We start from the raw sequence: 22,589 nt of genomic DNA, 5'->3' as shown, positions 1-22,589 counted from the left end.
ATGATTCATTTTTCAATTAATAAAAATTTATTTTTACAAGCCTTAAATACCACAAAACGCGCAATTAGCTCCAAAAATGCTATTCCAATTTTATCAACAATCAAAATTGATGTTACCAACGAAGGAATTACTTTAGTTGGATCAAATGGACAAATTTCCATTGAAAATTTCATTTCTCAAAAAAATGAAGATGCTGGTCTTTTGATAACTTCCTTAGGTTCGATTCTTCTTGAAGCCTCTTTCTTTATCAATGTTGTCTCCAGTCTTCCAGATGTAACGCTTGATTTCAAAGAGACTGAACAAAAACAAATTGTCTTAACAAGTGGCAAATCAGAAATCACCCTAAAAGGAAAAGATAGCGAACAGTACCCACGAATCCAAGAAATTTCAGCAAGTACTCCTTTGGTCCTTGAAACAAAACTACTCAAGAAAATTATCAATGAAACAGCTTTTGCTGCAAGTACGCAAGAAAGTCGCCCAATCTTAACAGGTGTCCACTTCGTATTGAGCCAAAATAAAGAACTAAAAACAGTTGCGACAGATTCTCATCGCCTTAGCCAGAAAAAATTGACTCTTGAAAAAAATGGTGATGATTTCGATGTGGTGATTCCTGGTCGCTCTCTACGTGAATTTTCAGCTGTATTTACGGATGATATTGAAACAGTGGAGATTTTCTTTTCCAACAATCAAATCCTCTTTAGAAGCGAAAATATAAGCTTCTACACTCGTCTCCTAGAAGGAAACTATCCTGATACAGATCGTTTGATTCCAACTGACTTTAACACGATAATTACTTTTGATGTTGTTAATTTGCGTCAATCAATGGAACGCGCACGTCTCTTATCAAGTGCGACTCAAAATGGTACTGTGAAGCTTGAAATTAGAGGTGGTGTTGTTAGCGCCCATGTTCATTCTCCTGAAGTTGGTAAAGTAAACGAAGAAATCGATACTGATCAGGTGACTGGTGATGATTTGACCATTAGTTTCAACCCGACTTACTTGATTGATTCCCTCAAGGCTTTAAATAGCGAAAAAGTGACTATTAGCTTTATCTCAGCAGTTCGTCCATTTACTCTTGTGCCAGCAGATACTGACGAAGACTTCATGCAACTCATCACACCAGTTCGTACAAATTAAGTGAAAGAGGTTGAGCCTAGCTCGCCTCTTTTATGATATAATCGAAAAAGAAAAGGAGAGTAGTATGTATCAAGTTGGAAATTTTGTTGAGATGAAAAAACCACATGCTTGCACAATAAAGTCAACAGGAAAAAAAGCCAATCGTTGGGAAATTACACGTGTAGGGGCAGATATCAAAATCAAATGTAGCAATTGCGACCACCTTGTCATGATGAGTCGCCATGATTTTGAACGAAAAATGAATAAGATTATTGACTAAGAACCTTTAGTTAGAGAGTTAGCAAGTTTTCCCTTTTTGTGTTATAATGTTAGGGATTGAAATGAGAACGGAGAATGAGAAACTATGGCTTTAACAGCAGGTATCGTTGGTTTGCCAAACGTTGGAAAATCAACCCTTTTTAATGCAATTACAAAAGCAGGAGCAGAGGCCGCAAACTACCCATTTGCGACTATTGATCCAAATGTTGGGATGGTAGAAGTTCCAGATGAACGCCTACAAAAACTAACTGAAATGATTACTCCTAAAAAGACAGTCCCAACAACATTTGAATTTACAGATATTGCAGGGATTGTAAAAGGTGCATCAAAAGGAGAAGGTCTAGGGAATAAATTTTTAGCCAACATCCGTGAAGTAGATGCGATTGTTCATGTTGTGCGTGCATTTGATGATGAAAATGTCATGCGTGAACAAGGACGTGAAGATGCCTTTGTGGATCCACTCGCAGATATTGATACTATTAACCTGGAGTTGATTCTTGCTGACTTAGAATCAGTTAATAAACGCTATGCGCGTGTAGAAAAGATGGCACGTACGCAAAAAGATAAGGAATCCGTGGCAGAGTTTAATGTTCTTCAAAAGATTAAACCAGTCCTTGAAGATGGAAAATCAGCTCGCACCATCGAATTTACAGATGAAGAACAAAAAGTTGTCAAAGGTCTCTTCCTTTTGACCACTAAACCAGTTCTTTATGTTGCTAATGTGGATGAGGATGTAGTTTCAGATCCAGATTCTATCGAATATGTGAAGCAAATTCGTGAATTCGCAGCGACAGAGAATGCTGAAGTAGTAGTTATTTCCGCGCGTGCTGAGGAAGAAATTTCTGAGTTAGATGAGGAAGATAAGCAAGAGTTTCTTGAAGCACTTGGTTTGACTGAATCAGGCGTTGACAAGTTGACTCGTGCAGCTTATCACTTGCTTGGGCTTGGAACTTACTTCACAGCTGGTGAAAAAGAAGTCCGTGCTTGGACCTTTAAGCGAGGGATGAAAGCTCCTCAAGCAGCTGGTATTATCCACTCAGACTTTGAAAAAGGGTTTATTCGTGCAGTAACAATGTCATATGAGGATCTAGTGAAATATGGATCTGAAAAGGCTGTAAAAGAAGCTGGGCGTTTGCGTGAAGAAGGAAAAGAATATGTCGTTCAAGATGGCGATATCATGGAATTCCGCTTTAATGTCTAATAACATTTAACAAATAGTGTCAACTAGGTTGGAAAAAAATTCCAACCCTTTTGGCTTTTGAAAGGAAAAATAAATGACCAAATTACTTGTAGGATTAGGAAATCCAGGGGATAAATATTTTGAAACCAAGCACAATGTTGGTTTTATGTTGATTGACCAATTAGCTAAAAAACAAAATGTCACTTTTACACACGATAAGATATTTCAAGCTGACCTAGCATCTTTTTTTCTTAATGGCGAAAAAATTTATCTTGTTAAACCAACGACTTTTATGAATGAAAGTGGAAAAGCAGTTCATGCTTTATTAACCTACTATGGTTTGGATATTGAAGATTTACTCGTTATTTACGACGACCTTGACATGGAAGTTGGAAGAATTCGTTTAAGAGCAAAGGGCTCAGCAGGTGGCCATAATGGGATTAAATCTATTATTAAACATATAGGTACTCAGGTTTTTAACCGTGTTAAAATAGGTATTGGCAGACCTAAAAAAGGCATGTCTGTTGTTCATCATGTTTTAAGTAAATTTGATCAGGATGACTATGTAGGTATTTTACAGTCAGTTGACAAGGTTGACGATGCTGTAAATTACTATTTACAAGAGAAAAACTTTGAGAAAACAATGCAGAGGTATAACGGCTAAATGGTGACTTTATTAGATTTATTCTCAGAAAATGATCAGATAAAAAAATGGCATCAAAATCTGATAGATAAGAAAAGGCAACTAATGTTAGGTCTGTCAACTTCTACCAAGGCTCTTGCAATTGCAAGTAGTCTAAAAAAAGAAAAAAAGATTGTGTTACTGACATCGACTTATGGAGAAGCAGAACGAATTATCAGTGATCTTCTTTCTATCTTAGGAGAGGAACTTGTCTATCCATTTTTGGTAGATGATTCTCCTATGGTAGAGTTTTTGATGTCTTCACAAGAAAAAATCATTTCGCGGGTTGAAGCCTTGCGTTTTTTAACTGATTCATCTAAGAAAGGGATTTTAGTTTGTAATATCGCAGCAAGTCGATTGATTTTACCTTCTCCCAATATATTCAAAGATAGTATTGTAAAAATCTCAGTTGGTGAAGAATATGACCAACATGGCCTTCTTCACAAATTAAAGGAAATAGGCTATTGCAAAGTTACGCAAGTACAAACTCAAGGTGAGTTTAGTATTCGAGGGGATATTTTAGATATTTTTGAGATGTCTCAGTTAGAACCTTTCCGAATTGAGTTTTTTGGGGATGAAGTAGATGGAATTCGAACTTTTGAAGTAGAAACACAATTATCAAAAGAAAATCAAACAGAACTCACCATCTTTCCAGATAGTGATATACTTTTAAGAGAAAGGGATTATACACGAGGTCAGTCAGCTTTAGAAAAGCAAATTTCAAAGACCTTATCACCGATTTTAAAATCATACTTGGAAGAGATTTTGTCAAGTTTTCATCAAAGACAGGTGCATTCAGATAGTCGGAAGTTTTTATCTTTATGTTACGATAAAACATGGACAATATTTGATTATATTGAAAAAGATACACCAGTATTCTTTGATGATTACCAGAAATTGATGAATCAGTATGAAGTCTTTGAAAGAGAATTAGCTCAATACTTTACAGAAGATTTACAGAACGGTAAAGCATTTTCTGATATGCAGTATTTTGCAGATACAGAGCAAACCTATAAAAAACAAAGTCCAGTTACCTTTTTCTCCAATCTACAAAAAGGATTAGGAAATCTCAAGTTTGATCACATTTATCAATTTAATCAATATCCTATGCAAGAGTTTTTCAATCAATTTTCTTTTCTTAAAGAAGAAATTGAGCGATATAAAAAAATGAACTACACTATTGTTCTGCAGTCTAGCAATTCAATGGGAAGTAAAACATTGGAGGATGTTTTAGAGGAATACCAGATTAAATTGGATTCCAGAGATAAGTCAAGTATCTGTAAAGAATCTGTAAACTTGATTGAGGGTAATCTAAGACATGGTTTTCATTTTGTAGATGAAAAAATTCTCTTGATTACTGAACATGAGATTTTTCAAAAGAAATTAAAACGTCGGTTTAGAAGACAACATGCTTCAAATGCAGAGCGATTAAAAGATTATAATGAACTTGAAAAAGGGGACTACGTTGTTCACCATATCCATGGAATTGGTCAATATTTAGGAATTGAGACAATTGAAATCAAAGGGATTCACCGTGATTATGTCAGTGTTCAATATCAAAATGGGGATCAAATCTCCATCCCAGTTGAGCAGATTCAATTACTGTCCAAATATGTTTCAAGTGATGGGAAAGCTCCAAAACTTAATAAATTAAATGATGGTCATTTCAAAAAGGCCAAGCAAAAAGTTAAGAACCAGGTAGAGGATATAGCTGACGATTTAATCAAACTTTATTCTGAGCGTAGTCAGTTGAAGGGATTTGCTTTCTCAGCTGATGATGATGAGCAACATGCTTTTGATGATGCTTTTCCTTATGTTGAAACGGATGATCAACTTCGCAGTATTGAGGAAATCAAGAAAGATATGCAGGATTCTCACCCCATGGATCGACTTTTGGTTGGAGATGTTGGTTTTGGGAAGACTGAAGTTGCAATGCGTGCAGCCTTTAAGGCGGTCAATGATCATAAACAAGTTGTCGTTCTAGTCCCGACGACGGTTTTAGCGCAACAACACTATACGAATTTTAAGGAAAGATTCCAAAATTTTGCTGTTAATATTGATGTATTGAGTCGCTTTAGAAGTAAAAAAGAGCAGGCGGAGACACTTGAAAAATTAAAGAATGGTCAAATCGATATTTTGATTGGAACACATCGTGTTTTGTCAAAAGATGTTGTATTTTCAGATTTAGGCTTGATGATTATTGATGAAGAGCAACGATTTGGTGTCAAGCATAAGGAAACATTGAAAGAACTGAAGAAACAAGTGGATGTCCTAACCTTGACAGCAACACCAATCCCTCGAACCCTTCATATGTCTATGTTGGGAATCCGAGATTTGTCTGTTATTGAAACACCTCCGACCAATCGGTATCCAGTGCAAACCTATGTTTTGGAAAAGAATGATAGTGTGATTCGTGATGCTGTCTTACGTGAAATGGAGCGTGGTGGTCAAGTTTACTATCTTTACAATAAAGTTGACACTATTGATCGGAAGGTTTCAGAATTACAAGAGTTGATTCCAGAAGCTTCGATTGGGTATGTTCACGGACAAATGAGCGAAATTCAGTTAGAAAACACTTTGTTGGACTTTATTGAAGGTCAGTATGATATTTTGGTGACTACCACAATCATTGAGACTGGCGTTGATATTCCAAATGCTAACACCTTATTTATTGAAAATGCAGACCATATGGGTTTGTCAACTTTGTATCAATTAAGAGGGAGAGTTGGTCGAAGCAATCGCATTGCCTATGCCTATCTTATGTATCGTCCAGAAAAATCAATCAGTGAAGTCTCTGAAAAGAGATTAGAAGCAATCAAAGGATTTACAGAATTGGGATCTGGATTTAAGATTGCTATGCGTGATCTTTCAATTCGTGGAGCAGGAAACCTCTTAGGAAAATCTCAATCGGGCTTCATTGATTCTGTTGGTTTTGAATTGTATTCTCAGTTACTAGAGGAAGCTATTGCTAAACGCAATGGAAATGAGAACACGAGAACTAAAGGAAATGCCGAGTTGATTTTACAAATCGATGCCTATCTTCCTGATACTTATATTTCTGACCAACGACATAAAATTGAAATTTACAAGAAAATTCGTCAGATTGACAGTCGTGTCAACTATGAAGAATTACAAGAAGAGTTGATGGACCGCTTTGGAGAATATCCAGATGTGGTGGCCTATCTTTTAGAGATTGGTTTGGTCAAATCATACTTGGATAAGGTCTTTGTTGAACGCGTAGAAAGAAAAGAGAATAAGATTACAGTTCAATTTGAAAAAGTCACTCAACGATTATTTTTGGCTCAAGATTACTTTAAATCCCTATCTGCAACGAACTTAAAAGCAACTATAGCGGAGAATAGAGGATTAATGGAAGTCGTATTTGATGTCCGAAACAAGAAGGATTATGAAATTTTAGAAGGTCTGATGATTTTTGGAGAAAGTTTGCTAGAGATAAAAGAATCAAAGGAAGCTAATTCTATTTGACGTTTTTCTTCTATAAAAAGGATAAAAATGGTACAATAATAATTTGAGGTAATAAAAATGAGATTAGACAAGTATTTAAAAGTATCACGAATTATTAAGCGTCGTACCGTAGCAAAGGAAGTAGCGGATAAAGGTAGAATCAAGGTAAATGGAATCTTGGCCAAAAGTTCAACAGATTTGAAAGTTGATGACCAAGTTGAAATTCGCTTTGGAAGTAAATTGTTGCTTGTAAAAGTACTGGAGATGAAAGATAGTACAAAAAAAGAAGATGCAGCAGGCATGTATGAAATTCTCAGTGAAACACGGGTAGAAGAAAATGTCTAAAAATATTGTACAGATGAACAATCCTTTTATTCAAAATGAACACCAACGTCGTCGTTACCTGATGAAGGAAAGACAAAAGAGGAATCGCTTTATGGGTTGGGTTCTGATTTTGATGATTTTATTGTTTATTTTACCAACCTACAATCTGGCCCAAAGTTATAATCAGTTACTGCAACGTCGTCAGCAATTGACAGAGTTGAAAGAGCAATACCAAACTCTCAGTGATGAAAAGGATAAGGAATCCGCTTTTGCTTCAAAGTTGAAAGACGAAGACTATGTGGCAAAATATGCACGCGCCAAGTACTATTACTCAAAGAAACGAGAAGCGATTTACACAATTCCTGATTTGCTTCCGAGGTAATGTCATGGAAAATATATTAAAAGTTGTTGAGCAGTTTTTAAGTTTATCAGATGAAAAACTAGAGGAATTAGCAACTAAAAATCATTTATTACGATTACAAGAAGAAAGGGAAGGAAAGAATGCGTAAGTTCTTAGTAGTTCTATTGCTACCTGCTTTTATTATCATTTCAAGAGTAGTTAGCACAGAAAAACAGCTTCCTTACTCTTCACAAGAAATTTATTATCTAATTGAGTCTAACTATGGATTCTACTATAAAGAAATTTTGGAATCCCCTAAGGTATATGGAGAAACAACTCTCTATGCTAATGAGGACCTTGTCAAGGAGTCTGGTAAATTAACTCCTGAAATCGCCTTTAAAATAGTAGAATGGCGTTTGAATAAACAAGGTATTCCTGTTTTTAAATTAGACAATCATCAGTTTATCCTTGCAGATAAGCGTTTAGTCTATGATCAAAGTCATGTTCAAACTCAAAATAGACAAGTATGGTTGGAACCAGGGTTTGTTATTTATAGCAGCCCTTATGACGTTAAAGAAATTTCTTCTATCCTCTCTCCTTATCAACACGTAACAGTGGATAGAACCCTCTTTGCTGAGGGACAAGAATTTCTTCATATTGATCAAGTTGGGTGGGTATCAAAAGAGTTCGTCTCAGAAGAGGACAATCGCATCCAGAAGGTTCAAGAAATCTTATCAAACAACTATCAGAATGAAAATTACTCTATTTATGTTAAACAGCTGAGTACAGGTAAAGAGGCTGGGGTGAATGAAGACAACAAACTCTATGCAGCTAGCATCTTGAAATTGGCCTACCTTTATTATGCTCAAGATAAGATAAATCAAGGCGACTATACGCTGGACAGCAGTTTCAAGTATATCCCAGAAGTAAATAGCTTCCCTGGATCCTATAAACCAGAAGGTAGTGGTAGTTTACCTAAAAAAGAAGACAACAAAGATTACAGTCTCCAACAGTTAATTACCAAAATAACAAAAGAGTCTGATAATGTTGCTCATAATATTTTAGGTTATTATGTGACCAATCAATCTGACGGCGTTTTTAAAGAAAAAATGTCTACTATTATGGGTGAAGATTGGGATGTGAATGATAAATTGACTTCTTCAAAAATGGCTGGAAAAGTTATGGAAGCTATTTATAATCAGAATGGTTTTGTCTTAGAATCTCTCAGTAAGACTGATTTTGACAATCAAAGAATTGCAAAAGGTGTTTCGGTTAAGGTGGCTCATAAAATCGGAGATGCGGATGAGTTTAAACATGACACTGCCATTGTCTATACTGATTCTCCTTTCGTTCTTTCTATTTTCACCAAAAATTCTGATTATGACACTATTGCTAAGATAGCCAAGGATGTCTATGAGGTTCTAAAATGAGGAAACGGGATTTTTTAAATCATTTTCTCCGAAAAGAGTATTTCAAAAAACATTCTAAAGTCGTGTTAGCTTTATCTGGCGGACTGGATTCAATGTTTTTATTTCATCTATTGTCTACTTACCAAAAAGAGTTGGAAATTGAGCTGATTGTAGCACATGTCAATCACAAGCAGAGAAGTGAGTCTGACTGGGAGGAAAATGAACTAAGGAAGTTAGCTGATGCAGCTGAACTTCCTATTTATATCACAAGCTTTTCAGGAGACTTTTCAGAAGCGCGTGCTCGAGAGTTTCGTTATGATTTTTTTAGGAAAATCATGAAAGAGGTTGGAGCAACTGCCTTGGTCACTGCCCACCATGCAGATGATCAAGTTGAAACGATTTTGATGCGCTTGATTCGAGGAAGTCGGTTACGCCATTTAACAGGGATAAAAGAAAGTCAAGTAGTTGATGATATTGAAATCATCCGTCCCTTGTTGCATTTTCATAAAACAGACTTCCCACCAATTTTTCATTTCGAAGATCAAACAAATCGTGAGAACAGCTATTTTCGCAATCGTATTCGGAATAGGTATTTACCAGAACTTGAAAAAGAAAATCCTCGTCTTAAATCCGCCCTTTTAGATTTTGGAATGGAAGTTTCAGATTACCAAGCAACCATAACGGAGCTTTCTGAACAGATTGATGTAGAAGATTTGAATGAGCTCTTTTCATACTCAGAACAAACTCAAGGGGTCTTGCTCCAGAACTATCTCAATCAATTCCCAGACTTAAATCTTACGAAGTCTCAGTTTGATGAAGTTCGACAGATTTTAGCAAGGAAAAGCCAGTATCGTCATCCATTGAAAAATGGTTATGAATTGATAAAAGAGTATCAAAAGTTTAGAGTTTGCAAAATCAGTCCTCAGGCTGATGAAAAGGAAGATGAACTTGTGTTACACTATCAAAATCAAGTTCGATATATGGGGTATCTATTTTCTTTTGGTATTCCTATTGAAGGGAAGTCTGTTCAAAGAGTAACGGTTTCACGAGAAACATCTGTACACATTAGATATCGAAAACCTGGTGATGTTATTAGGCTGAATGGTCATCGAAAGAAACTGAGGCGTTTGTATATAGATTTGAAAATCCCTATTGAAAAACGAAAAACAACTCCTATTATTGAGCAATTTGGAGAAATTGTCTCAATTTTGGGAATTGCGACCAGTGATTTGAGTAAAAACACGAAAAATGATATAATGAACACTGTACTTTATATAGAAAAAATAGATAGGTAAAAAGATGTTAGAACACGATATTAAAAAAATCCTCATTTCACATGATGAAATTATAGAAGCAGCTAAAAAGCTAGGTAAACAATTAACCAAAGACTATGATGGAAAAAATCCAATTCTTGTTGGAATTTTGAAAGGATCGATTCCTTTTATGGCTGAGTTGGTCAAACATATTGATACACATATTGAGATAGACTTTATGATGGTATCTAGCTACCATGGTGGAACTGCAAGTAGTGGTGTCATCAATATCAAGCAAGACGTAACTCAAGATATCAAAGGAAGACATATTCTATTTGTAGAAGATATCATCGATACAGGTCAAACTTTGAAAAATCTGCGAGATATGTTTATTGCAAGAGAAGCAGCTTCTGTTAAAATCGCGACTTTGTTGGACAAACCAGAGGGACGTGTTGTTGAAATTGAAGCGGATTATACTTGCTTTACTATTCCAAATGAGTTTGTGGTAGGTTATGGTCTAGATTATAAAGAAAATTATCGTAACCTTCCTTATGTTGGAGTATTGAAAGAAGAAGTTTATTCAAATTAGAAAGATTTATCTTTAATGAAAAAACAAAATAATGGTTTAGTTAGAAACCCATTTCTCTACTTGTTAATTATCTTCTTCCTAGTGACAGGATTCCAGTATTTTTACTCTGGAAATACTGCTGGGCGAAGCGAAAAAATTAACTATACAGAACTGGTAAAAGAAATTACTGCAGACAATGTAAAAGAATTAACCTATCAGCCAAATGGTAGCATCATTGAAGTGTCTGGTGTTTATAAAAATCCTAAGACTAGTAAGGAAGAAACAGGAATTCAATTTTTCACTCCTACTGCTACAACAGTAGAAAGATTCTCAAGTACTATTCTTCCGTCTGATTCAACAGTTTCAGAATTGCAAAAACTTGCTTCTGAACATCAGGCAGAAGTAACAGTCAAACATGAGAGTTCAAGCGGTATGTGGATCAATATCCTTGTCTCTGTTGTGCCGTTTGCTATTCTCTTATTCTTCCTATTCTCTATGATGGGAAATATGGGAGGAAATAGTGGCCGAAATCCAATGAGTTTTGGACGTAGCAAGGCCAAGGCTGCTAACAAAGAAGATATCAAGGTACGATTCTCAGATGTTGCAGGTGCTGAGGAAGAAAAACAAGAATTAGTAGAAGTTGTTGAATTCCTAAAAGATCCAAAAAGATTTACCAAACTTGGTGCGCGTATTCCTGCGGGTGTTCTTTTAGAGGGACCTCCGGGAACAGGTAAGACTTTGCTTGCTAAGGCGGTTGCCGGAGAAGCAGGCGTTCCATTCTTTAGCATTTCAGGATCTGACTTTGTAGAAATGTTTGTCGGAGTTGGCGCAAGTCGTGTTCGTTCTCTTTTTGAGGATGCTAAAAAAGCAGCACCAGCCATTATCTTTATCGATGAAATTGATGCTGTTGGTCGCCAACGTGGAGTTGGTCTCGGTGGAGGAAATGATGAACGTGAGCAAACCTTGAACCAGCTCTTAATTGAAATGGATGGTTTTGAGGGTAATGAAGGAATTATCGTTATCGCTGCGACAAACCGTTCAGATGTTCTTGATCCAGCTCTTCTCCGCCCAGGACGTTTTGATAGAAAAGTCTTGGTTGGTCGCCCTGATGTTAAAGGTCGTGAAGCAATCTTGAAAGTTCACGCTAAAAACAAACCTCTAGCAGAAGATGTTGATTTGAAATTAGTTGCCCAACAAACTCCAGGTTTTGTTGGTGCTGACTTGGAAAACGTTCTAAACGAGGCAGCCTTGGTTGCAGCCCGTCGCAACAAGTCAGTTATTGATGCTTCAGATATTGATGAAGCAGAAGATAGGGTTATTGCTGGACCTTCTAAGAAAGATAAGACAGTTTCACAAAAAGAACGTGAATTGGTTGCCTACCATGAGGCTGGACATACCATTGTTGGTCTAGTTTTATCGAATGCCCGTGTTGTTCATAAAGTGACTATCGTACCACGTGGCCGTGCAGGTGGTTACATGATTGCACTTCCTAAGGAAGATCAAATGCTTCTATCTAAAGAAGATATGAAAGAGCAATTAGCAGGATTGATGGGTGGTCGTGTTGCTGAGGAAATTATCTTTAATGTCCAAACGACAGGAGCTTCAAATGACTTTGAACAGGCTACTCAGATGGCGCGTGCAATGGTCACTGAATACGGTATGAGTGAAAAACTAGGCCCAGTTCAGTATGAGGGTAATCATGCTATGTTTGGTGCACAAAGTCCTCAAAAATCAATTTCAGAACAAACAGCTTATGAGATTGATGAGGAAGTTCGTTCATTATTAAATGAAGCACGGAATAAAGCAGCTGAAATTATTCAATCAAATCGTGAAACTCATAAGTTGATTGCAGAAGCATTGTTGAAATACGAAACATTGGATAGTACTCAAATTAAATCTCTTTACGAAACAGGAAAAATGCCTGAGACTGTAGAAGAGGAATCTCACGCCCTATCTTATGATGAAGTAAAATCAAAGATGAGTGAAGAAAAATAAATTTAGGCTCTTTGTCAACTGTAGTGGGTTGATAAAAAGTTACAACCTGAAACTGGGACAATAGTCCCTTATCTCCAAAAAAAGCAACGGATTGTACTGGCCCCAAAAAGTTGGACAAATAATTATTGAAAGGATTTAGTTCTGTACTGCACAGGACTAAGTCCTTTTAGTTTTACCTTAATTCGTTTGTTGTTGTAATAATCAATATAGTCTACAATGGCTTGTTCCAATTGCTTAAGCGACTGAAACGACTCCTCATAACTGTAAAACATCTCCGACTTCAAAATACCAAAGAACGACTCCATCATGCCGTTGTCTGGGCTGTTGCCCTTGCGTGACATGGAGGCTTGAATTCCCTTACTCTCTAGGAACCGATGATAAGAATCATGTTGGTATTGCCAGCCCTGGTCGCTGTGTAAAATGGTATTTTCATAGTATTTCTCTGTGAATGCCTGTTCTAACATACTCTTCACTTGTTCTAAGTTGGGCGAAGTAGAAAGATGATAAGCAATAATTTCACTGTTAAAGCCATCTAAAACAGGGGATAAATAGAGTTTCTGTGTGCTATTTGGAATGGCAAACTCCGTTACATCTGTATAGCACTTTTCCATTGGTTTGGTTGCTTCAAATTTGCGTTGAATGAGATTATCTGCTTTCTTGCCAATCTCTCCTCGGTAGGAAGAATACTTCCGTTTACGACGAATTCGAGCCGTTAGACCAAGGACCGTCATCAGACGTTGAACTTTCTTATGATTCACTACAAAACCACGATTTCTGAGTTCGAGAGTAACTCGGCGATAGCCATAATTTCCTTTATGGTCATTATAAATAGTCTGAATTTCGGTTTTAAGCTCTTTATCTTTATCAACCCCATCCAGTTGTTTCAACTGATAATAGTAAGTTGGGCGAGCTAAACGTGCTGTTTCAAGAAGTAAATCTAGTCGAAATCCTCCTGAAGCCATTTCTCTAACTGTTTCTGCCTTTCTCGCTCTAGGGCTTCGTCCCTTTCCTCTAACTCTTTTAACTTTTTTAGGTAGGCCACCTCAGTCCGTAAGCGTTCATTCTCCTCCTGGAGTCGTTCTAATTCTGTCATTTCTTCCCAAGTTTTCTTTCGTTTACGTCCCATTTTAGCTGGTCTCCCTCTTATTTTCTCAACAATAGTATACCCGTTTTTCTTGTATTGCGCCAGCCAATTTGGAAGCATACCACGATTTGGGAGAGCATATTTGAGAGAAACTCTATCTTGAGACCAGTTTTCATGTAAAACTTTATCAATCATTTCTTGTTTTAATTCTGGGGAATAGTATCGATTCTTCCCCTTTTTAACGAACTCTATTCCGTAACGATCAATCAATTTAATCATGTACCTAAGATTAGAATTGTTTATCCCAAATTTATTTGAAAGCTGCTCTAAGCTATATCCTTGTTTTCTAAGTTCATAGATCTGAACTTTATCATCATAAGTTAATTTCATAGTAAAAACACCCCAAAAGTTAGATTTTTTCTGTCTAACTTTTGGGGTGCAGTTCAGATTTCCCGTTGCTTTTTTGCATGGTTGCGATAGCCTTGGTAAAATAGAATTGCTTAATAAACCATTTAGAAAGGCTATCCCATGCATGTTCACTATAACACAAATCAAACAACTTTACCACTAGAAATCAGTTCTTTCTTGCCACAAGACCATCTTGTCTTTACGATTGAAAAAGTGGTGAATACCTTGGAGGATAGTCACTTCCAAACCTTCTATCATGCCTTTGGTCGCCCGTCTTATCACCCTAAAATGCTTGTGTCTACTCTTCTATTTGCCTATTCACAAGGGATCTTCTCTGGTCGAAAAATTGAAAAAATGATGATTGAAAATCTCGCTATGCAGTACCTAACAGGACAGTTGGTTGTCAGCTATCGTACTATCAATCGTTTTCGTATCGCTGAAGGGATGGAAGAACTCATTCGTGATCTGTTCATCGACCTCAATCTTCGTTTAAAAATGGAAGAGTTAGTGACCTTAGATTGCTTGTTTATTGACGGGACGAAGATTGAAGCCAACGCCAACAAGTATAGTTTCGTGTGGAAAAAGGCAACGGACAAGTTTTCCGCCAAACTTCAAGAACAGATACAGGCCTATTTTCAAGAAGAAATCACTCCCCTGATCCATCAGGCGATTGCGCTGGATGAAAAAGAATCGATTACCTCAGAACAGTTGACCGAGTTCGCTCAAGTCCTTGAAGAAGAATTGGAAAAACTGAACCAAGACATGGAGGAGACACCCGTTAAAGGAAAGGATGAACGTAAAACCCAGCGTCGGAAACTCAAGAAAGTCCTTCGTAAAGTCAAGGATGATTTTTCAGTACGTGCTGAAAAATATTAGAACTATCAGGAGACATTTGAAGGGCGTAACAGCTTTTAGAGATTATCAAGAACTAGGTCAAACATACGGGATGTTGAGAGGATTATTAATCTGTATCCAAAGCTAAATTAGCAAAAATGCTGTAGATATATTTTTATTTAATAAAATTTGAAAAGATTAACCTTTTTAGTAACAAACTTATTGCTTAAAATTATTTTTACTGTTACAATAATCTTAGGTATCATTTTTTGCTGTAAATATTTTAGGAGTGACAATGAAATTCAAAACTAAATATAAAAAGATTATTATTGGAATGCTATGTCTTATTCTAACATTCCTTTTATTACCGATTAAAAGTTTTTTTGCTGTGCAAGAAATTAAAGATAATACTGACCTTGCACATTTAGATACATATAAATTTAACTTAAATGTGAATAATATGGAGGTAATTTCAAAATCGAATGCTGTTAATCAAGCACGATTGAATAATCCTTACTACCAATCTTTAAGTGGTCAGATTTATCATAAACCTATGGAGAATTTTACCCTCAAAGTTGATAAAACCAATAAAAGCACTCAAGTATTTGAACAACCTTTAAAATTAAAATTTTCAAATGTTGGTGAGGTTTATGGAAAAAAGGTTGATGCTTATCTAACCATTAATCGTGTGACAGTTCATTATAATAATACAACACTAGGTGAAGCATCACTGAAGGATCCTACTAAGAAAAATGTCCAGTTTTTTAATGTTTCAGAGATTTGGGAAAATGGGGCATTTGAACTTGGAAATATCCCATATGTGGATGCAGCCCATAATGATATAATTGACCATGCCTATTGGATTGACGCAGATGTAACGGCCGAGCTGAAATATTCAGACGGATCAAATACGGATTTGAAGCTTGTAATGGTCCCATCTGATGTGGATGTGACTGTTGACGGGACAGAATCATTCTATATTAAAAACTATACATCCCAAGTAGATAAGACGGTAATGAATACCGCAAATGCTCTCAAAAAAGAAGTAAGTGGCGACAAAACAATTTGGCGAGCTACTAAAGGAACAGACGGCGATGCTTCCTACAATGTTGGTGGTCTAGCTGTTCGTTCGGTTAACAATAGTTTAGAATTTGGCTACCAGTCAACTGCCTACTGCTCAGCAGTATTTGGACTTTTTGTAGAAGGAAAGATTCCGGCACCAGTTAAAACGGTTGACCCCACACAAGCTCCAGCTAAAAAAGGACAGAAGATCACTTATACAGGAACTTTCAAGGTACCGACACCCGGAAAAGATGTTATTGGCTCACTTGACAGCTTAGATTTGATTGATACATTTGATGAACGACTAACCTATCAAGACCTTAAAGTCGAAGCAGATGGCAAGGTTTTGACGGAACATACGGATTACACTGTTACTGTATCAGGACAGACCGTTACTGTTAAAATGGCAGAAAAGTATCTTCAGCGAGCAAGTGGAGCTGATACGATAAAAGTTACATATAATACGGTAACAAATGAAAAAGTAGAGCAGAAAACATCGGGTGTTATCGAAAATACCGTAACATTGAAAGTTGATAATGTCCTAGTCCCTTCTAATAAGGTCAAAACAACTCTCCTTTACAATAAAACACATGAGTTCCAAAGCGGAACTCCAGGAATGTCTCTACCTAAAGAGGTAACTGATCTAACACCACCTAAAGTATCAAAAATTCCAAATGGGACAACCGTAACACCAGATCAGCCCAAGCAAACGGAAGTCACCGTTCCAGAAGGAACATGGGTTTTCAAGGGGTACACAGAAAAAGAAAAGACCATTGATGGTGCAGATGTACACTTTATTGGTATTTGGGTTCTAAAGGCTTATAAGAAGATTTCGATTGAGAAAAAGTGGATTGGTCCAGCAGCTGAGTCCGCAACTTTTAACATTTTGGTTGACGGCAAGGTAGTGAATGATGCAGATCACACGGTAACCTTAGATAAAACTACAGGCTGGTCATATACTTTTGACAAATTGTTGAAGTACAGCCTTGAGGACGGTCATGAGTACAAATATTCTTTAGCTGAAGTAAAAGTTAACAACTATGATAGTAAGATAACTGGGGATGTAGATAAAGGCTTTATCGTTACAAATACGAATACAGAAAAAGTTACAGTAAAAGTTAATAAAAAGTGGAATGGACCTGAGAAAAATTCGGTAATAGTTAAACTAGTTATTGATGGTAAAGAGAGTGAGAAAAAAGTTGAGTTAACTGCCGCAACCAACTGGTCAGGTGAGTTCACAGATTTGCCGAAGTATAATGCAGATGGCGGTAAGATCCACTACACTGTAAAAGAAGTTCCAGTAGAAGACTTTAAGAGTGAGATCGCAGGTGATGCCAACACTGGCTTCACTATCACCAATACATATATTCCTGCTGACCCTATTCAAGTTCCACTTGTTGCTGAGAAAGTATTAGAAGGGAAGCCACTTGAGGCGAATAAGTATCAGTTTAAACTTTTCAAAGTTACAAATGGCACTGAGCAGGAAGTAGAGACAGTTACCAATAAGCAGGATGGTAGTATCACCTTCACTCCTCTTACCTTTAATGAAGATGAAGTCGGAGAACACGACTATGTTGTCCGTGAGGTCATTCCAGCAGATAACGAAAAAGAAGCTGGAGTAACTTATGACAAGACAGAATTTAAAGTCAAAATCAAAGTTGAGAAAGCGTTTGGACGTAAACTAACAGCAACCATCACTAGAAGTCCAGAAGCGCTTGTCTTTAAAAATAAATATACAGCCAAGCCAGTGAACGTTCCTCTTTCTGTAACTAAGAAGCTGACTGGTCGCGAGCTAAAGGCAGGCGAGTTTGAATTTGTCTTGAAAGACAAAGCCGGCAAGACTGTTGAAACGGTGAAAAACACAGCCGATGGCCAAGTAAACTTCAGAGCTTTAGAGTTTACTAAGACGGGTACTTATGTTTACACTATTAGCGAAACAAAAGGGAATCTAGGTGGTATTTCCTATGACACACATCAAGTTACTGCAACTATTGAAGTAACGGATGACGGTTCTGGCCAACTTAAAGCCAAAACTAGTTATAAGGATAATAACCAAACCTTTAACAACACATACACAACTAAGAAAACTTCAGCTAGTCTTGAAGTGACAAAAGCCCTTTTAGGTCGTACCTTGAAAGCTGATGAGTTTGAGTTTGTCTTGAAGAATGACGAAGATGGCTCAGAAGTTCAAAAAGTGAAGAACACTGCTGATGGTAAGGTCGTATTTGCACCAATCGAATACACTAAAGCTGGTACATACAAGTACACTATCGTTGAAACAAATGCTGGACAAACTATTGACGGTGTAACATACGATAGTCTCGAAGTTAAAGTCATAGTAGAAGTTACAGACGATGGTGAAGGAAATCTTACTGCTAACGTAACATACCCAGCGGACAAAGAATTTAACAACAGCTACGGAGCTTCAAAAACTTCAGCTACTCTTGCAGTTAAGAAAACACTTACTGGTCGTGAGTTGAAAGCCGATGAGTTTGAATTTACTTTGACAGACCAAGATGGTAACGTGAAAGAAACAGTCAAGAATGACAAAGATGGAAACGTTAAGTTCTCAGCCTTGGAATTCGATAAAGCTGGAACTTTCACTTACAAGATTGCTGAAAAAACTGGAACTGCTACAGGCATCACGTACGACACAAAAACAATCACTGCTACAGTTACTGTAGCGGACAATGGTAAAGGTGCCCTTGAAGCAACTGTTACTTACGACGATGAAAAAGCATTCGAGAACACTTACACTCCAGCAGGGGCTACAAGTGTAACTCTTGGAGCTAAGAAAGTTCTTGAAGGTAAAGATCTTGAAGCTGGTAAATACAGCTTTGTTCTGAAAGAAGGCGACAAAGAGCTTGAAACAGTTACAAACGCTGCCGACGGAACAGTGGCCTTCTCACCAATCTCATATGATGAGAGTCAAGTGGGAACTCACAAGTACACCATCTCAGAAGTTGCTGGAACTGAAACAGGGATCACTTACGATAAGACAGTTCAAGAAGTTGAAGTAACGGTTGAGAAAGTAAGCGCGACTGAATTGAAAGCAACTGCTTCAAAAGAAGCGAACGATCTTGTATTTACAAACAAATACACTCCAGCAGGAGCTACAAGTGTAACTCTTGGAGCTAAGAAAGTTCTTGAAGGTAAAAATCTTGAAGCTGGTAAATACAGTTTCGAATTGAAGAAAGAAGACGGAACTGTTGTTGAAACAGTGACAAACGCTGCCGACGGAACAGTGACCTTCTCACCAATCTCATATGATGAGAGCCAAGTGGGAACTCACAAGTACACTATCTCAGAAGTTGCTGGAACTGAAACAGGCATCACTTACGATAAGACAGTTCAAGAAGTTGAAGTAACGGTTGAAAAAGTAAGCGCAACTGAATTGAAAGCAACAGCTTCAAAAGAAGCAAAAGATCTTGTATTTACAAACAAATACACACCAGCCAAAACTCAAGTTTCTGTGAAGAAAGCATGGGATGATAAGGACAACCAAGATGGTAAACGTCCAACTTCTGTCACAGTTAAATTGCTTGCAGATGGTCAAGATACTGGTAAAACACTTGAACTTAATGCCGCAAACGGTTGGGCTGGAAGCTTCACAGATCTTGATGCTGATAAGGGCGGTACACCTATCCAGTACACTGTAGTAGAAGTAACTGTTCCTGGTTACACTTCTAAGGTTACTGGTGACGCTGCATCAGGATTCACAATCACAAATAGCTATTCACCAGAAACAGTTGACATTAAAGCAACTAAGAACTGGGATGACGCGAATAACCAAGACGGCAAACGTCCAACTAAGATTACAATCAATCTTTTAGCAGACGGTCAGAAAGTTGATTCGAAAGAAGTTCAAGCAGCCGCAGACGGAACTTGGACTGTCGAATTCACGAAATTAGCAAAATATAAAGATGGTAAAGAAATCAAATACACTGTAACGGAAGAAGCCGTAGCAGAATACGAATCTACGATTACAGACTTTACCATCACAAACAAATATGCTCCTAAAGCAATCGACTACAAAGTAACAAAAGTATGGAACGATGCGAACAACCAAGACGGTAAACGTCCTGAGTCAGTAACGGTTCAACTTTATAAAAAAGTAGGAGATGCTGATCCAGTAGCCGTTGAAGGTAAGAAATTGACCTTGACAGCTAAGGATAAGACAGATGCCAACACTTGGGTAGCATCCTTCACAAATATTCCACAATACGAAGCTGGTAAAGAAATCACTTACTCAATCAAGGAAGTGGATGTACCAGCTGGTTATGAAGCCTCTGTAACTGGTCAAGTAGTGACTAACACTCACAATCCAGATACAGTTATCCTTTCAGGAACTAAGGTTTGGAAAGATAACAACAACCAAGACGGCAAACGTACAACATCTGTGAAAGTTCAAATTCTTAAAAACGATAAAGAAGTCGTTCAAGAGATTGAAGTATCAGAAAAAACTGGCTGGAAGTTCGAATCTAAGAAACTTCCTAAGTATGAGAATGGTCAAGAAATCAAGTACACTGTCAAAGAAGTGGCTGTTGCATCATACGAAACAACAATTACTCCAGAAAAAGACGGTAAGTATACGATTACTAACGAACATACACCAGAGAAAATTACTGTAAAAGGTAAGAAGATCTGGGATGATGCTAATAACAAAGACGGTATTCGTCCAGACTCAATTACTGTAGCACTTCTTGCCAACGGTAAAGAAACTGGTAAGACTGTAACTGTTACAAAGGCAACTGCTCTATCAGACAACGAGTGGGCCTTCGAGTTTACAGACCTTGATCGTTACGCAAATGGTAAACCAATCGAGTACACTGTCAAAGAAGTTGGTACTGTGAATGGGTACACAGCAAAAGAAGATGGCATGAATGTTACAAATATACATACTCCAGAAAAACCAACACCAGGTAAACCAAATGAACCAGGAAAACCAGGTCCAAAACCTCAACTTCCTAATACTGGTGAAAAAGCATCTAACGCAGCAGTAGTTGCAGGACTTGCTTTGATAGCAGTGACTGGTGGATTGTACTTTGTAAGCCGTAAAAATAAATAATCTCTAAAAGAGAGTTAATTTTCAGTTAGTTCTTAGGAAGTAATTGGAAAGGAAATAGTCCAGAACATTTGTTCTGGACTATTTTTTATCGGCTCTTTGTCAACTGTAGTGGGTTGATAAAAAGTCACAACCTGGAGAGGACCAAATTGGTTCTCTCCTTTTTGATATTAAAAGCAATGAGAATTCTCGTTTTAAAATTTTCAAAGTTCCGGAAGCCAAAAGCATTTCGCTTAATGACTTTGATGAGGATATCTGTGGCCTCAAGTTTTGCGTTTGAGTAGGGAAGTACAAGTGCATTAATGATCTTATCCTGATCTCTCAAAAAGGTCCTAAAAATGGTCTGGAAGATTGGATTGACAGAAGAAATGGACCCTGTGATCAATTCGAAGAAATAGTCATCGTGCTTCTCTTGAAAATGAAAGAGTAAAAGCTGATAGAGTTCATAGCGATCTCTAAGATCTTGAGAGTAAGAGAGAAGTTTTTCGAGAATCTCTTTATTGGTTAAATGCGACTGAAATGTTGGACGATAAAATCGTTTACTGCTCAGCGTATAGTTATCCTGTTGAATGAGTTTCCAGTAACGTTTCAGTGCTTTATATTCGTGCGGTCTTCTATCAAACTGATTCATAATTTGGATGCGTACGCGATTCATTGCTCGACTGAGATGCTGGATAATATGAAAGCAATCGAGAACGATTTTAGCGTTTGGGAGTGAAACAGTCTGGGAGACTGTTTCAGCCTGAGCCTAGAAATTCGAAAGCGAAGTTGTCTAGCTAAGTCATAGTAAGGGCTAAACATATCCATCGTAATGATTTTTACCTGACAGCGAACGGCTCGCTCATAGCGAAGAAAGAGATTTCGGATAACAGCTTGTGTTCTTCTCTCAAGAACAGCGATGATATTGAGATTATCAAAATCTTGCGCAATGAAGCTCATCTTCATCTCCCGATTGAAACAGTCACTTCCCTGACTGTTTCCACATCCCAACTCATGTGTTCTGGAAGGTGGTTAAGATCAGTCTTAAATTTGAATTTATGTAACTGACGAATGACTGTCGAAGTGGAGACAGATAAACTTTCGGAGATAGCTGTCATAGGGACTTTCTCAATCAATTTTTGAGTGATTTTCTGTTTGACGATGGTTGCGATCTGGTGATTCTTCTTGACTAAGGAAGTCTCTGAGACGGCTATTTTTCCACAGTCTTTACAGCGGAAACGGCGTTTTCTCAATCGAATGAGAGTCTTGTAGCCAGCACATTCGAGGTAGGGGATTTTGGATTCTATTTGAAAGTCATATTTAGCCATTTGTCCTTGACAGTTGAGACATTTAGAGGCAGGATAATCGAGCTTAGCAATGACTTCTTTATTCGTTCCAGTATCAAGATAATCTAAGATAATAATATTTTTGTCATTAATTCCAAGTATGTTTGTGATAAAATTTAATTGTTCCATAAGATTCTTTCTAATGAGGGTTTGGTCACTTTTTCATTATAGGTCTTATGGGCCTTTTTTCTACAACAAAA

13 protein-coding genes and 4 pseudogenes are annotated in these 22,589 nt (G+C 37.3%); 15 read left to right on the top strand and 2 right to left on the bottom strand.

Annotated features, from left to right (window positions below; genetic code table 11):
- The 12 genes from dnaN to ftsH all read left to right on the top strand — a co-directional run bounded on the left by dnaN (position 1) and on the right by ftsH (position 12,611).
- Complete coding sequence (gene dnaN / locus STO1_RS09670) at positions 1-1,137, top strand: DNA polymerase III subunit beta (protein WP_096422970.1); 1,137 nt, start codon at positions 1-3, stop codon at positions 1,135-1,137.
- 64 nt (positions 1,138-1,201) lie between these two features.
- Positions 1,202-1,396: a DUF951 domain-containing protein gene (locus STO1_RS09665; protein ID WP_000285183.1), complete on the top strand. Its 195-nt coding sequence runs from the start codon at positions 1,202-1,204 to the stop codon at positions 1,394-1,396.
- Between the two features lie 84 nt (positions 1,397-1,480).
- Positions 1,481-2,596, top strand: a complete 1,116-nt coding sequence (gene ychF / locus STO1_RS09660; RefSeq protein ID WP_007520975.1) for a redox-regulated ATPase YchF — start codon at positions 1,481-1,483, stop codon at positions 2,594-2,596.
- Positions 2,597-2,669: 73 nt separating this feature from the next.
- Positions 2,670-3,239: an aminoacyl-tRNA hydrolase gene (gene pth / locus STO1_RS09655; protein WP_007520977.1), complete on the top strand. Its 570-nt coding sequence runs from the start codon at positions 2,670-2,672 to the stop codon at positions 3,237-3,239.
- Complete coding sequence (gene mfd / locus STO1_RS09650) at positions 3,240-6,743, top strand: transcription-repair coupling factor (RefSeq protein WP_096422968.1); 3,504 nt, start codon at positions 3,240-3,242, stop codon at positions 6,741-6,743. It begins immediately after the preceding gene.
- A 57-nt stretch (positions 6,744-6,800) separates the two neighbouring features.
- The gene (locus tag STO1_RS09645; RefSeq protein ID WP_007520979.1) at positions 6,801-7,067 is read left to right on the top strand and encodes an RNA-binding S4 domain-containing protein; all 267 of its coding nucleotides are present in this window, start codon (positions 6,801-6,803) and stop codon (positions 7,065-7,067) included.
- Positions 7,060-7,428 carry a septum formation initiator family protein gene (locus STO1_RS09640; RefSeq protein WP_007520980.1) on the top strand — a complete coding sequence of 123 codons (369 nt, stop codon included), beginning with the start codon at positions 7,060-7,062 and terminating at the stop codon, positions 7,426-7,428. The genes STO1_RS09645 and STO1_RS09640 overlap by 8 nt, the downstream gene beginning before the upstream one ends.
- A 4-nt stretch (positions 7,429-7,432) precedes the next feature.
- Positions 7,433-7,555, top strand: coding sequence for an SP_0009 family protein (locus STO1_RS09970; RefSeq protein WP_007520981.1), 123 nt, complete (start codon positions 7,433-7,435; stop codon positions 7,553-7,555).
- Complete coding sequence (locus STO1_RS09635) at positions 7,548-8,816, top strand: serine hydrolase (RefSeq protein WP_096422966.1); 1,269 nt, start codon at positions 7,548-7,550, stop codon at positions 8,814-8,816. Before STO1_RS09970 ends, STO1_RS09635 begins: the two co-directional genes overlap by 8 nt.
- Positions 8,813-10,090 carry a tRNA lysidine(34) synthetase TilS gene (gene tilS / locus STO1_RS09630; protein WP_096422964.1) on the top strand — a complete coding sequence of 426 codons (1,278 nt, stop codon included), beginning with the start codon at positions 8,813-8,815 and terminating at the stop codon, positions 10,088-10,090. The genes STO1_RS09635 and tilS overlap by 4 nt, the downstream gene beginning before the upstream one ends.
- 4 nt (positions 10,091-10,094) lie before the next feature.
- On the top strand, positions 10,095-10,637 hold the full coding sequence (hpt, locus tag STO1_RS09625; RefSeq protein WP_096422962.1) for a hypoxanthine phosphoribosyltransferase: 543 nt from the start codon (positions 10,095-10,097) through the stop codon (positions 10,635-10,637).
- A 15-nt stretch (positions 10,638-10,652) separates the two neighbouring features.
- Complete coding sequence (ftsH, locus tag STO1_RS09620) at positions 10,653-12,611, top strand: ATP-dependent zinc metalloprotease FtsH (protein WP_007520986.1); 1,959 nt, start codon at positions 10,653-10,655, stop codon at positions 12,609-12,611.
- Between the two features lie 122 nt (positions 12,612-12,733).
- Here ftsH and STO1_RS09615 read toward each other — a convergent pair.
- Positions 12,734-14,085 (bottom strand): IS3 family transposase gene (locus STO1_RS09615; protein ID WP_096423016.1). Its coding sequence is split into 2 segments (ribosomal slippage): positions 12,734-13,644 and positions 13,644-14,085, totalling 1,353 coding nucleotides; the frame shifts between segments, so codons are not numbered across the junction.
- A 138-nt stretch (positions 14,086-14,223) separates the two neighbouring features.
- On the opposite strand from STO1_RS09615, the pseudogene STO1_RS09610 reads away from it, so the two are divergent.
- From STO1_RS09610 to STO1_RS10030, 3 pseudogenes are all read left to right on the top strand, one after another.
- Positions 14,224-14,976: pseudogene (locus STO1_RS09610) on the top strand (transposase); the annotation flags it as partial.
- A 256-nt stretch (positions 14,977-15,232) separates the two neighbouring features.
- Positions 15,233-18,358, top strand: a pseudogene (locus STO1_RS10035) (Sgo0707 family adhesin); the annotation flags it as partial.
- A 120-nt stretch (positions 18,359-18,478) separates the two neighbouring features.
- Positions 18,479-21,067 (top strand): annotated as a pseudogene (locus tag STO1_RS10030) (Cna B-type domain-containing protein); the annotation flags it as partial.
- A 124-nt stretch (positions 21,068-21,191) separates the two neighbouring features.
- Here the strand turns inward: STO1_RS10030 and STO1_RS09600 are convergent.
- Positions 21,192-22,518, bottom strand: a pseudogene (locus STO1_RS09600) (ISL3 family transposase).
- Positions 22,519-22,589: the final 71 nt, after the last annotated feature.

The organism is Streptococcus oralis subsp. tigurinus, assembly GCF_002356415.1.
In the GTDB taxonomy this organism is placed as follows: Bacteria; Bacillota; Bacilli; order Lactobacillales; family Streptococcaceae; genus Streptococcus; species Streptococcus oralis_F.
The sequence above is the reverse complement of the archived record's forward strand: the minus strand, read 5'-3'. Positions and strand labels throughout refer to the sequence as shown.